Annotated in this window: 11 protein-coding genes and 1 pseudogene; 10 read left to right on the forward strand and 2 right to left on the reverse strand. The window is 68.5% G+C overall.

Annotated features, from left to right (window positions below; genetic code table 11):
• Positions 1-28: 28 nt before the first annotated feature.
• Both ACZ4U1_RS15520 and ACZ4U1_RS15525 read right to left on the reverse strand, forming a co-directional pair.
• Positions 29-286: a hypothetical protein gene (locus tag ACZ4U1_RS15520; protein WP_435642231.1), complete on the reverse strand. Its 258-nt coding sequence runs from the start codon at positions 284-286 to the stop codon at positions 29-31.
• On the reverse strand, positions 283-786 hold the full coding sequence (locus ACZ4U1_RS15525) for a hypothetical protein (protein WP_467903463.1): 504 nt from the start codon (positions 784-786) through the stop codon (positions 283-285). Before ACZ4U1_RS15525 ends, ACZ4U1_RS15520 begins: the two co-directional genes overlap by 4 nt.
• On the opposite strand from ACZ4U1_RS15525, the gene ACZ4U1_RS15530 reads away from it, so the two are divergent.
• The 10 genes and pseudogenes from ACZ4U1_RS15530 (at position 763) to ACZ4U1_RS15575 (ending at position 13,270) form a co-directional block, all read left to right on the forward strand.
• A complete protein-coding gene (locus ACZ4U1_RS15530; protein ID WP_467903465.1) occupies positions 763-1,653 on the forward strand; it encodes a DUF3387 domain-containing protein in 891 nt (296 codons plus the stop codon). The two genes, ACZ4U1_RS15525 and ACZ4U1_RS15530, sit on opposite strands and share 24 nt — an antisense overlap.
• 349 nt (positions 1,654-2,002) lie before the next feature.
• Positions 2,003-3,226 (forward strand): hypothetical protein, encoded by a 1,224-nt coding sequence (locus tag ACZ4U1_RS15535; protein WP_467903467.1) that lies wholly within the window; start codon positions 2,003-2,005, stop codon positions 3,224-3,226.
• A gap of 3 nt (positions 3,227-3,229) precedes the next feature.
• A pseudogene (locus tag ACZ4U1_RS15540) lies at positions 3,230-3,649 on the forward strand (transposase); the annotation flags it as partial.
• 677 nt (positions 3,650-4,326) lie between these two features.
• On the forward strand, positions 4,327-6,228 hold the full coding sequence (locus ACZ4U1_RS15545) for an ATP-binding protein (RefSeq protein WP_435644787.1): 1,902 nt from the start codon (positions 4,327-4,329) through the stop codon (positions 6,226-6,228).
• Positions 6,229-6,305: 77 nt separating this feature from the next.
• Positions 6,306-7,475, forward strand: coding sequence for an exonuclease SbcCD subunit D (locus ACZ4U1_RS15550; protein ID WP_435644786.1), 1,170 nt, complete (start codon positions 6,306-6,308; stop codon positions 7,473-7,475).
• 39 nt (positions 7,476-7,514) lie between these two features.
• The gene (locus tag ACZ4U1_RS15555; protein ID WP_467903469.1) at positions 7,515-10,868 is read left to right on the forward strand and encodes an AAA family ATPase; all 3,354 of its coding nucleotides are present in this window, start codon (positions 7,515-7,517) and stop codon (positions 10,866-10,868) included.
• Positions 10,865-11,899 carry a hypothetical protein gene (locus ACZ4U1_RS15560; protein WP_360760608.1) on the forward strand — a complete coding sequence of 345 codons (1,035 nt, stop codon included), beginning with the start codon at positions 10,865-10,867 and terminating at the stop codon, positions 11,897-11,899. Before ACZ4U1_RS15555 ends, ACZ4U1_RS15560 begins: the two co-directional genes overlap by 4 nt.
• Positions 11,900-12,049: 150 nt before the next feature.
• Entirely contained in the window at positions 12,050-12,439 is a 390-nt protein-coding gene (locus ACZ4U1_RS15565; protein WP_359867842.1) for a hypothetical protein, read from the forward strand.
• Positions 12,440-12,923: 484 nt separating this feature from the next.
• Positions 12,924-13,088, forward strand: a complete 165-nt coding sequence (locus ACZ4U1_RS15570; protein ID WP_467903471.1) for a hypothetical protein — start codon at positions 12,924-12,926, stop codon at positions 13,086-13,088.
• Complete coding sequence (locus ACZ4U1_RS15575) at positions 13,088-13,270, forward strand: hypothetical protein (protein WP_359867838.1); 183 nt, start codon at positions 13,088-13,090, stop codon at positions 13,268-13,270. The genes ACZ4U1_RS15570 and ACZ4U1_RS15575 overlap by 1 nt, the downstream gene beginning before the upstream one ends.
• The last annotated feature ends 126 nt before the right edge of the window (positions 13,271-13,396 follow it).

The following is a 13,396-nucleotide window of genomic DNA, read 5'->3' on the forward strand; positions in this document are numbered from 1 at the left end:
GCGTACTGCTGGTAGTGGCATACGCCGCTCAGACTGCGGCGATCCTGCCGGCGAGTTCGGGGTTGAGGTGGTGGGCCAGCCAGACGACCTTGGTCTGCATGCGGCACCGCCCCAGTGCTGGACGCTGTCTGCTGAGGTAGGTGTCCAGCTTTCCTTCCAGCGCTCGGCGGAGGAGGAAGGCTGTTGCGCGAGGGTGGGCGCTCCCGGAGGCGCTGGCCTCCAGCAGGGCGACGGCGGCAGCCATGCGTTCGGCGGCAGTCAAGGCGGGCGCGGTGGAGGTTGTCACAGGGAACGCAGTCCTTCCGCGGTGTTGGTTGCGCGCTCGATGAACCGGGTGGCGTGGGCTGCGTCCGGGATGGTGGTGTGGGCGCCCTTGTTGCACTGCTCGACGACCGCAGATGCATCAGCGCCGAGCCGTCGACCGAGTTCCTGGTACACCGCGGGCTTGCCGCGCCGCTCCCCGAAGAGGGCGAGGGCGGCCAGATCGGTGAGTTCATGGGCCTTGCCGACGCGGTCCTCGATCGTGGGGTGGTCCATGCCGGTGGCGAACAGGGTGCGGCGGGCCGACTCCTGGAGCGCGGCCTCCAGGGCAGGGCGACACTGACCCGGGAGGATTTCGCCGAGAACGGCCGCAGTGACCTTGGGGTCCTTGGCGACTGCTCGGACGGCTGCCAGTTCCCGCTTGACCGGGTCGTCGACGCGGCGCACGGTCACCTTGGAGTGCCGAAATCTGCCGACCTCCAGGATCGTGGCCTTGATCCGGTGGAAGCGCACCGCATCGGGCAACCGGGTGTCGTGGGAGAAGACGACGACCTGGTGCGTCTTGGCGATCGCGTCCTGTGCTCCATGAGCAGGGAGATCGCCGAGCGACTCGCGGACCTTGAGGACTGGCGACGCGACATTGCCTTCTTCGCCGAAGTCCGGGTCTGGATGGTCAAACTCGACGCCGCGGACCGTGAAGCCAGCGGACAGCCGGTGCCAGCGGAGGTCAGACTCTACCTCGAACAACTCGCGGCCTCCGCCATAGACGCCGAGGAGATCACCGATCTGTACGGCGAGGCTGGTATCGGTCAGCTGGACATCAGCCGCCTCAACGAAGCCGTACTGCACCGACTGCAGAACTCCGAGACCCCCCACCTGGCCGCCGAAGCCCTGCGCCGCCTGATCCAGCAGGAGATGCGCGAGGTGACGCGGCAGAACATCATGCGCCAGGAGAGCTTCAGCCAGCGCCTCGACGACCTGATGAAGCGCTACATGCGGCAGCAACTCACCAGCGCCCAGGTGATCGCCGAACTGGTCGCCCTGGCCAAGGAAGTGTCCGCCGATGCCCGGCGCGGCGAGCGGTTCGACCCCCCGCTGAACCACGCCGAGCTCGCTTTCTATGACGCGGTCGCCCAGCGTGGCATGGCCGAGGCGATCGCCGGCGGTGACGCGACCCTCGCCGCGATCGCCCGGGCTCTGGTCGACGACATCCGCAAGAACCTGAGCGTCGACTGGCTCTCACGCGAACCGGTCCGGGCCAAGCTGCGCGGCCGCGTCCGCCGGCTCCTCGCCCGCTACGACTATCCGCCGAAGGAGGAGCGACAGGCCGTCGACCTGGTCATCAAGCAGATGGAGGCCTTCGCCCACGAGTGGGCCCCCAGGGCTGAGTAACACTCTTCACGAGGTTCCCCGCCGTCAAGGCAGTGCCGCCTGTTGATCTTGCAGGCGGAGTTTGATCTGGTGCAGCGTCTTTTCGAGGGTCACGCTGGGAACCTACCGGCGACCACTGACCCCGGGTGGAGCTGCCTGGCGACTGGCGAAGCTCCGCGATCTGGTCGCAGAGGCCAAGCGTTCCAGCGTCGGACAGGTGTTGGGTTTCAACGGCTCTTCGTAGTTGAGGGTGTAGCCGCGGTGCGCGCGTCGGTGGCCGGGTAGGGGTCGACGTCTTCCGATGATGGGGGCTCTTGCGCCGCTCACCCCCGCTACCTTCAACGGCGAGGAGCCACTACAGGAGAGGGCGATGGATAACGAGATTCAGCTGATCAGTGACGGCGACGGACTCGCGGTCATCGGGAACCCGACGGATGTCGAACGCTTTCTCGTCTCAGAGGGACTGCTGTCGTTGTCGAAGGACCTCGTATTGCAAAGACTCGGACCTCTCCTCCGTGCCGGGGCCGGAGTCGCACAGGCAGGTTCCGAAATTGCCGCCAACTCAGGGCGCTGGTTGAAGCTGACCGAGGAGTCCGCGCATCTTTACAAGAAGTACGGGCTGATCGAAAGCAAGACGCCAGGCATCAGCTATGCGATGGTGGGGAAACCGGGCGCAATCAAGTCATGGCTCCAGATCGCGAAGGGGCCCGCCTCGCTCCTGACCAACCCGGCGATTCTCGCTGGTACCGCGGGGATCATGGCGCAGCTCGCGCGGCAGCACGAGATGAGCGAGATCAAGAGCTATCTCGCCACGATCGACAAGAAGGTCGATGACGTGCTCCGCGCCCAGAAGAACGCCGAGTTGGGGAAGGTGTTCGGAGCGGGCCTCGACATCGAGTCCGCCATGACCGTTCTGGACCGTGAGGGTCAGGTCGACGACGATACGTGGTCGACTGTGCAGGCCAGGACCCATACGATCACAGATGCCCTGGGGTGGGCGCTGGGTCAACTCGACGCACTCGCGGAGAGGGTGGAGAGCACGACCAAGATCGGTGATCTCGCCAAGATGGCCAAGGAAGCAGAGTCCCACGTTCAGGAGTTGCTCGCCGTTGTGGCTCGTTGCTTCGAACTGCAAGACGCGCTCGACGTGCTGCGACTGCAGCGGGTGCTGGACAAGTCTCCGGACAAGCTGGACGGGCGTCGGCTCGCGCTGAAGGATGACCGGCAGAAGCGGCGGGAACGCATCTCACAGAAGATCGAGCACCTGATGGCACGCATGGATGCGGCTGCCGGCACGGCCAACTCGAATGTGCTGCTGCACTTGCCCGCGCACCGGGCTTTAGTGGGCTCGATCAACCATGTCGGCATCACCGTCGACGACTTCCACAGGCCGCTCGGGATCGAGTCTGGCCGACATTCAATGGAGGCGACGCGATGGTGGGACGCGGCCCGGGACCCGACGCAACTGAAGAACGCGGCCGCAGAGGTGGGGCGCAAAGCGGCCATAGGAGCGGGTGGGGCCGTCCTGGGGGCCGCGGTGACCTTGGCGAGCCGCGCTGCCCTTGCCCTCGGAGAACGCGGCGGAGAGGAGTGACCGCAGGCCAAGAGTAACTGCTATCTGCGAGGACTGATGATGGACGGTCGCCGCAAGTCCATCCCGGCCATGGTCTCGCGGCTGCCACGGCAACGAGCAGAACCTGCAGCAGTTCGTGAACCAGCCCACGTAGGATCCGATGCCGGTGCGCCAGCGGATCGCCAGGCGGCTGGTGCCACGGATCGGCCCGGATGCCTGGGCGGTCGATGACGCGTCGTTCCCCAAAGACGGCAGGATGTCGGTGGCGGTCGCTCTCCAGTACTGCGGTGCGCTGGGCAAGCAGGCGAACTGCCAGGTCGCGATCACTGTGCAGGCCGTGTCCGTCGTTCCCCGTGCCCGCTGAACTGGCGGCTGTTCCTGCCGCGGGAGTGCGCGCAGGACACCATCCGGCGTCATTGGACTGGCGTCTCGGAGCACGTCGGCGGGGTGGTGCGAGAGGTTGCGAAAATGTGTGTGCATGGTGAAGGGATCGTGTGTAGGATGCGCGCAGACCGCGTGCGGGTGGGGTGCTTGAGGCGGTTATTTACCGCCTGTGCCGTTCGTGGTGCGGGCCCAGCAAGCCGGGGGTGTGGATGTATCTGGCATCTCTGTGTGACGAAAACTTCCTGCCCTTCGGCTGCGCACGGCAGAACGAGCGGGTCAGGACGTACGTCTGCAGGCCGACTTCGGCCCGGCCACACATGCTGCGGTCGGGGAGAACGAACAACAGGGCGAGACCGCTTCTCGCCGACGCCATCCGCCTGTGCCCCTGTGGCGCGGATAGACCGACCACGACATCACCCGTCGGCGATCAGCGACGCGCCTTCGGCCAACGCGTGGGTCGTCCTGCGTCGATGGCGGAGCGCTTCGATGAGGGAAGGTGCCAATGGTCCTTGGCACGCGACGAGTTGGGAGACCGGTGGGCGGGACTGACGGGTACCGGCCTTGCCCGGGTTGCGCATCTGCAGGGTAAGCCGCCCCCGTGCCCGTCGGGACTGGAAACCTTGGGAGTCCCGGCAATCTGTGGAACTGCGCAGTAGTTTCGGCGCCCCGGCGTACGGTGTCCACCGCCAGCCGCCAGGGCCGCCCCGACGCACGATGAGATAGGCACAGGACCGCCGATGACCGAAACCGACTCCAAGACCCCTGGCGTCGACAGCACTACCTCAGGCCCCGGTTCAGCGCCCCTGACGAGTCGGCAGCCGCCTGGAGGCCTGCCCCTCAGTGGCGGTGTCGAGCAGGAGGTCGGGAAGGTTGCAGGCACCGAGGACTCCACGCCGTTGAAGTTTCACGTCGCCCTTTCCCCCGACGCGTACCTGCAGCTCGACGACGTGGTCAGCACCCGTCGGCAGATCCCCGGCTACGGCGAGGTCGTCACCTCCGGCGTGGTGACGGAGGTGGTCGCCCGCCACGAGGGCGCCGCGTTCGGCTCGGATGTGTTCCTCATTGCGGACGGGATCTTGCCGGCGACCGTGCAGGAGATCGCCGAGGTCACCACCACCCGCGTCGAGCCCGAGTGCTACGTCCCGCCACGTCCCGGCGCAGTCGCGATCCGGGCCTCGGGTGCTGACCGGGACGCCGCCTTGTACTTCGACAAGATGGACGCGCGGATCCCCGCCGGCATCGGTCGTGACGGCGAACCGATCTATCTCAACCTCGAGTTCCTCGACGGTACCCGCGGCGCCCACGTGTCGATCTCGGGTATCTCCGGGGTGGCGACCAAGACCAGCTTCGCGCTGTTCCTGCTGCACTCGCTGTTCACCTCGGGTGCCCTGGGAGCCCGTACGGTCAACGCCAAGGCCCTGATCTTCTCGGTTAAAGGCGAGGACCTGCTGTTCGTCGACCAGCCCAACGCCCGCCTCGATGAGACGCTGCGCGCCGCATACGCGCGGCTCGGCCTGCCCGCTCGACCCTTTGCCTCTGCCGGCTTCTACGCGCCGCCGCTGCCTGGCGATACCACCGGCCGCCCCCACGTCACCGGCCGGACCAGCGGGGTGACCGCGTTCTGGTGGACGCTCGCGGAGTTCTGCCAACGCGAACTGCTCCCGTACGTGTTCGCTGACGTCGAAGACGAGAAGAACCAGTACACGATTGTCGTGCACCAGGTCACCAGCCGGCTGCGCCACGAGGCCCAGGCCGCAGGGAACGACGGCGCGGTCGCCATCGACGGAGCCACCATCCGCACCTGGGCGGAGATGATCGCGTTCATCTGCGAGAAGGTCACCGACGAAGCCACTCGCGCCCACTGGGCGGGGCCGGCGGTGGGGATGGGCACCGTCAACGCATTCGTGCGGCGGCTGCGGTCGTCCCAAAGGCCGCTGGGCCCCCTGCTTCGTGGCGACCTGAGCACGGTCACCGACCGTCCGGTCACGCACTCCATCGACACCTCGGGGCAGCAGGTCACCGTCGTGGACCTGCACAACCTGCCGGAGCGGGCACAACGCTTCGTCGTGGGTGTCGTGCTCGCCGCGGAGACCGACCGCAAAGAGCAAGCCGGTCCGGGCGGGCTGCTGTTCACGATGATCGACGAGTTGAACAAGTACGCGCCGCGCGAGGGCTCCTCTCCGATCAAGGACGTCCTGCTCGACATCGCCGAACGCGGCCGCTCGCTCGGCATCATCCTTATCGGCGCTCAGCAGACCGCATCCGAGGTGGAACGGCGCATCGTGTCGAACTCCTCGATCAAGATCGTCGGTCGGCTCGACCCCGCCGAGGCCGGCCGCCCTGAGTACGGCTTCCTGCCCGCCTCGCAGCGGCAGCGCGCCACTCTCGCCAAGCCTGGCACCATGTTCGTCTCCCAGCCCGAGATCCCGGTGCCGCTGGCCGTCGAATTCCCCTTTCCCGCCTGGGCCACCCGTCTCTCCGAGGTCGCCGATCCCACCTTCACCACCAGCACTTCGCCTGCTGACTCGAACGCCGGTGGTGCGGCGCGACCGGACCCGTTCAGCAAGCTGCCCCAGACCCAGAGCGACTCGTGGTTCGACGATCCCGACGACGGGGCCATCGACGAGCCGCCCTTTTGACGTCCGCCGACGCGCTTTCAGATCACGCCTGACGCAATCCGCTGCGCTGCTTCAGCCATCCGAAAAGGACCGACCCGGTGAAGTTTCTCCACACCTCCGACTGGCATGTCGGCAAGACCCTCAAGGGCCGTAACCGGCTCGAGGAGCAGGCAGGCGTACTGCGTGAGATCACCCAGATAGCCGTCGGCAACGACGTCGATGCCGTCCTCATCGCCGGCGACCTCTACGAGAACGCCGCGCCCACCGCGGACGCCCAAAGGCTTGTCGTGCGCACCCTGCTGCAACTGGCCAAGCAGGACATCGAGGTTGTCCTGATCGCCGGCAACCACGACCACGGCGCCACACTCGAGGCCTACAAGCCGCTGATGGACATCGCTGGCATCCATGTCTATGGCCAGGCCCGCCCGGCCGCAAAGGGCGGCGTGCACAGCTTCCGCGCCAAATCCACCAACGAGCGTGTCAACGTCGCCGTTCTGCCGTTTCTCTCCCAGCGCTACGCCGTCCGCGCCGCGGAGATCATCGCCAATACCCCCTCGCAGAACGTCGGTGCCTACGACCAGCTCATCCGTGATGTTCTGGACAACCTGACAGGGGCTTTCACCTCCGACGCCGTCAACATCGTCATGGCCCACCTGACGTGCACCGGTGGCGTCTTCGGTGGCGGCGAGCGGGCTGCCCAATCGATCATGGAATACCACGTGCCCGCCGCTATTTTCCCCGTCGAAGCGCACTACGTGGCCCTGGGCCACCTGCACCGCCGACAGACGATCCCGGCCGCCTGCCCGGTGCACTACAGCGGATCCCCCTATGCGATCGACTTCGGCGAGCAGAACAACACCCACGTGGTCTGCCTCGTCGAAGCCTCTCCCGGAACCCCCGCGAAGATCACCGACATCCCGGTCACTGCCGGCCGCAGGCTGCGCACCATCGAGGGGACCGTCGCCCAGCTCACCGCCGACCACGCCGTCTACGGCGAGGACTACCTCCGGCTCGTGGTCACCCAGCCCGCCTACGCCGGCATGCGCGACGACCTGCTGGAAGCCCTTCCCAACGCCCTCGAGATCCGCATCCACCCCGACCATGCGAGCACCGGCGCCAAGGCGGGCATCGCCACCCACCAGCCGACCAAGACGCCTGCGCAACTGTTCTCCGACTACTGCCACAGCGTCGGCGTCAGCGACGACCGGGTCACGGCCCTGTTCAACCACCTGCACGACGACCTGACCCGCTCGACCGCCCGCTCCTGACCCAGCGGCCCTGACACCCGCTAGAAGGAATCCCTCAACATGCGCCCCGTTCGCCTGGAGCTCAACGGCTTCGCCGGTTTCCGCGCTCCCACCGTGGTCGACTTCACCGACGCCGACTACTTCGCCCTCGTCGGCCCCACCGGGTCAGGCAAGTCCACCGTTCTCGACGCCCTGACCTTCGCCCTGTACGGCTCGGCCTACCGGTGGGGCCGCAGCAACGCCATCGCCTACGCGCTCGCCCCCACGAGCAACCGATGCACGGTCTCGCTCACCTTCGACGTCGCATCCCAGCGCTACCAAGTCGCCCGCGAAGTCCGCCGCGTCGGCCAACAGATCCAGCAAAAGACCGTCAGCCTGGTGAAGTTCACCGACCCTACGGCGGTCGTCACCGACGCAGACGGGCCACAGCCGGAAGTACTGGCCGGAGAAATCAAGGAACTCAACGCCACCATCGAGCAGTTGCTCGGCCTGTCCTTCGACGACTTCTGCCAGTGCGTCGTCCTGCCCCAAGGCGACTTCGCCCGGTTCCTGTCCGCCAACGCCCGCGACCGGCAACAGATCCTGCTCAAGCTGCTCGGAGCCGCCCACTACGAAGGCATCGGCAAACGCGCCGGCGCCCAGGCGGCCGAAGCAGCCAAGGAGATCGAGGTCCTCACCGACCAACTGAGCCGGCACGCCGACGCCACCCCGCAAGCCGAGGCCGACGCCCAGGCCCGCCTGTCGGCACTGGGACAGCTGGCCGCCACCGTCGACCAGCTCGTGCCCCGCGTCGCCGAGGCACACTCCCGCGCCAGCGATGCCCAGGCACGTCTCGCCGCGCTGCGCACCGAACTCGCCCGGCTCACCCCCCTGCGCACCCCGGACGGTATCGAAGAGCTGCAGCGCCATGCTGTGGAGGCCCGGACAGCCGCCCACAAGGCCCGCGACGCCGCCGACGCGGCTGCCCAGACCCTGGCCGACGCCACTAAAGCCGCCCAATCCGGCCCGCAGCGCGCTGTCCTCAACATTGCCCGCGACCGTTACACCGAGAAAGCCGGCTTGGTCGGGCGCCGCGACGCAGTCATCGCGGCTGCACAGCGTGCCCGCCAAGAGCTGGCGCAGAGCGAGGAGCGGCTACGGGCGCTGGCAGACGCCGTCACCGAGGCCCGGCGCACCGCCGAGGAGACCCGCGGCCGCCGCGACCGGGTACAACAGGCGTACGCGGCATTGCAGCGTCGCCAACAGCTGCTGGCTCCCGTCCAAACCCCCGACGGCGTCACCGACCTGACCAGCCGGGCAGCGGCTCTGGCACGGCAGGCCGACGCCGCCGCCACCCAGCTGGCCGCAGCCCGCGACCGGCACAACCAGTCCGCTTCCGCGCTCACCGCCGCCGGCGACGGCAGCCGGCTCACCGAGGCGCGCGAGGTACTCGACCAGCTCCTTGACGTCACCAGCTCCCTCACCGACGCCACCAGCGAGCTGGATGACGCCGTGGAGGCAGCCGCCCAGGCCGACAGTGCGGTCACCGACGCGCAGGTGCGTCTCGACGCGGCCACGGCCGCCCTCGAGGAAGCCCGCACCCTCGCCGGTGCCGCCCAGCTACGCCCTCAGCTCCAGGTGGGCCACGCCTGCCCGGTCTGCGAGCAGAGCGTCACCACCCTCCCGCCGCCGCTGTCCGACCCGGCCCTGGCCGCCGCCCAGGCCGCGCGTGACGCTGCGGTCCGCGAACACCGTGACCTGCATTCCCAGCGTCAGGCCGCCACCACGACGGTTGCCGCCAAGCAGCGCGCCGCGGACACCCTGACCCAGCGGCGCACCCTGCTCGATGAGCGGCTGGGCACGCTGCTGCCCGATCGTCCTGCCGACACCGAACGCGACTGCGACGCCGACCGCGCCCATCTTGACGAACGCGCCGCAGCCCGTGACCAGCTGGTCGCCGCCGAGCAGCAGGCACGTGCCGCGGCACAGGAGGCCGAAGCCGCGCACACCTCCGCCACGGCGGCCGTCGCCACGCTGCAAAGGGAGATCGATCGCACCCGCAGCGACCTCCACACGCAGCTGGGCGCCCTGGCCGAACTCGACCCACCTGCCGTCGACACCCATGACGTGACCGCCGCATGGTCCGACCTGGAAGCGTGGGCCCAGGGCCAGAGGTCCACGGTGGAAAACGACCTCGCAGCCGCCCAGGCCGAGGCCGCCACCTCCCATCAGGCCCACCAGGACGCGACCGCCACGCTGGAAGCAGCCGAGCAAGCACACGCCACCGCCCACAGCGTCCACACCACCGCCGTCCAGCAGAGCGCAGCCGCCGACCACGCGCAGAGCGCCCTGACCGACCGCCTGAGTGAACTGCAGACGCTGCTGGACCAGGCGCCGCCCGCAGATGCACTGCCGGGCCTACTGGAGGAATGCGACCGCCTCGAAGCGGCCGTGGAGATCGCCACAGCCGAGGCAAGTCAGACACGCGAGGCACTCAAGGCGGCGGAGGCCGAACAGCAGCAGTGGCAGGCTCGCACCGCGACCGCCTGGTCCGAGCTGACCGCTGCCCGGGACGCGGTGGCGGCCCTCAAACCGCCGAGCCTGGACACCGACGACCTCGCCGCCGCCTGGGCCAGCCTGGCCGCCTGGGCCACCCGCGCGGCCGACGACCGGCAGGCCGACACCCTCCGCGCGCAAGCCGACGCCCACACCGCACACAGCGAAGCCGAGCAGCTCCTGGACCAACTGGAGGGTCTGCTGCGCGACCACGACCTGGATCCCCAAGACCTCGGCGACGGTCCTGGGCGCGCCACCCAGGCCCCCCGGGTGGTAGCGGTCGCAGCCGAGCGGGCCCGGGGCCGGGTAGAGATGATCCAGCGCAGCCTCGCCGACGCCGCCGCCATACAGGACAAGATCGGCAGCGCCCGCACCCAGCAACAGGTGGCCGCCGAGCTGGCCAGGCTGATGCGGTCCAACAAGTTCCCGCAGTGGCTGGCCGATTCAGCCCTCGACACCCTGGTCGCGGGCGCCTCGCAGTCGCTGCGCCGGTTGTCGGGTGACCGATTCGACCTCAGCCACCACAAAGGCGAGTTCTACGTCATCGACCACTCCGACGCCGACTCACAACGCTCGGTTCGCACCCTGTCCGGCGGCGAAACCTTCCAGGCCAGCCTGTCACTGGCGTTGGCTCTGTCCGACCAGCTGGCCGGCATGGGCGGCGCGACGAAGCTCGAGTCCATATTCCTCGACGAAGGATTCGGCACCCTTGATCCCGACTCGCTCGAGATGGTCGCCGACACCCTGGAGAATCTCGCCCAAGGGGAGCGGATGGTCGGGGTGATCACCCACGTCACCGGGCTCGCCGAACGGGTACCGGTCCGCTTCCAAGTACACCGCGACCCCCACACTTCCGTCGTCACCCGGGAAGGCACATGACAAGCACGGCACATGCGGCCCGGATGCGATTCCATGTCGACGGCTGGGACCCCACCTACGGCTCCAGCGTCGAAAACGCCGAGAACACCATCGGGGACTCGACCGCCAAAGTCATCCCCGACCTCGAACTCGCCCCGGCCGACTGGAAGCCCATCTCGACCTCCCACGTGCCCGACCCCGGCGCAGTCCTGTTCGTCGACGGCGTGCGCCGCGTCGAGGCCCGCATCTGGATCGAGCAGCCCCCGGCCGCCGAACAGGCCCCAAGCGCCAGCAACCACGCCGACGACGCCCAGATGGCACTATGCGCCTCCTATGCAGCTGGCACCGTGTGCTGCTGCCCCGACCGTGGCGCGCACCTGCTGACCATCGAATCCCGACGCGGCCTGTTCACCACCGCCACCAACGCCGTCGACGTGCCCACCACGGCCGGTACCTACCAGGCCAACATCACCTTTGACGACCAGGAAGAAAACCTTGCAGTGCTGCTCTCAGCGGCACTGCAACGCCGACTCGGCGACCTTGAAATTCTCGTCGCCGCCAACGCCCGCACTGCCCTGGCCAGCCACGGCGTCGCCGCCAACTCGGACCTGCTGGTGGTTGACGGCCCGCTGCGCGGCCGCACCCATCTGCCGCGAGCGCTGGGGCTCATCAAATCTCACCGCACCGCCTACCTGCCGCCCGACCTACACGCGATGGTCAGCGCCCTGGCCGCCGGCGAACGCACCCCGGTGTTCTTGATGGGCACCTCCTGGGACCGGCACGCCTGGTACCTACGCCTACCGTGTACGCCCGGCGCCCCGTGGGCCGGAATAGTACGGCTGGAATGCGCCGCCGACATCCCCACCCCGGAGGCGATCGCCTTGGCCAACCTCTCGCAACTGATACTGCCGCGATACGCCAGCTGCGAGTACAAAGACGCCCGGGCCCCCCAGAACCTGGTGCCGATCGCCGGGCTGGAGAGGGAACTGCGCCGCCGCCTGGGCAACCCTGCCCTACTCAGCAGGGCCCTACGCGTGGCAGCGGCGAGCTGAGCCGCAGTTCCTCGCATTTCCGCTCCGCGCCGCACCGACTGGCGCCTCCCGCACGCAGCGGACTGGCACCGCAAGTACCACCTGCTGCGCGCCCACCTCGCATCCGGCGCCGACCCCGCCGCACTCACCTGCGCCACCCTCTTGGCCGGGGTGAAGATCGGCTCCTGGCTGCACCGCCAGCTCACCACCTGGCCCACCCTCCACGGCCAGCAGCAACTGATGGCCGCCCTCGGCCTCACCCCCGACACCAACCCGTTCACCCCCGTCCGTCGCGCCCGCCGTACCTTCGAGGAGACCGTCCAGCTCCTGGAACTCTTCCTGCACCGCGAAGGCTGCATCCCTGCCGCCCGCGAGACGATCCGCGTCGACGGAGACACCGTCAAGATCGGCGCCTGGCTCGCCAAGGCCCGCACCAAGCACGGACGTCTGGTTCGAGGGGGAGTGGACAGCCGAGGACGCCGTTCCGGCCGTCCTGGTGGTAGAGGCTGCACACATGGCTACCTCGTGTCAGAGCCTGTGCTCTGCCGTGGGCGGACGTGAGCACGCAGGCCTCGTCAGTGCCGCCTGGCATGGTTCTGATCATGTTCGACGGACTTCATGACATCGACTGGGCGTCGATGGAGCACGCGTACGGCTCGGCCGAGTAGGTACCGGCGCTGCTGTGGGCGCTGCGCTCCCCGGACGCCGAGGAACGCCGCAAGGCTCTCGACCGCTTCTACGGCGCGGTTCATCATCAGCACTGCGCCGTCGACGGCTGAGTCGACGCCATCCCCGCCCCCGGCCCGCACGGCACCGCAACCTTCGATCTGATCGTCCGACCCGTCGACGTCGAGACCGTCGCCAAGGACGCCCCCGACGCGGTCATCACCTGCACCAGCGGCAACCCCCGGATCACCCACGAGCTGCTGACCGGCATACAGCCACGCGACCTGCTGCGCGCGACCGGCACCCTGCTCCAGCCGCCGGCACCTGGCGAGAACGCCCGTCTCACCCTCGACGCCCTTGAAGTCCGGTCCTGCGGGACATGGTGCTCGACAGGTACGGCGACTACTGCGTCATCTTCGACCCCGACCGCGACCAGATCCCCGTCTTCACCACGCTCGGGCAGTGGGTCGGCCTAGCGGACAACCCCGACACCATCGCCCATCTCATTGACACCCACGAACGCGTGAACGGCGGCGACACCTGATGGTCGCCACCACCGCTCAGGCCCGAACCGTCCTGGAGCGGTTCCCCGCCGGAGGCCCCCGCGGCTCCTGGCCGACCGAAGAGTGCGCCGCCGCCCAGCGCGCCCAGGGCACCAACGCTCAGGTCGTGATGGACCTGAGCACCGACCAGTTCCTCGTGGTCACCGACCCCACCACCAAGTAGGACCACCCCGGAGCGGGGGGGGGGGGGGGGGGCTGGGGGGGGGGGGGGGGGGGAGGTTTTGTTCCCTTCCCCCCCCCCAACAGGGGGTACTCCCCCACCAGGGAACCTGGGGTGGGTTAGGTTGGG

The sequence above is a fragment of the Streptomyces sp. NPDC028928 genome (assembly GCF_055564915.1).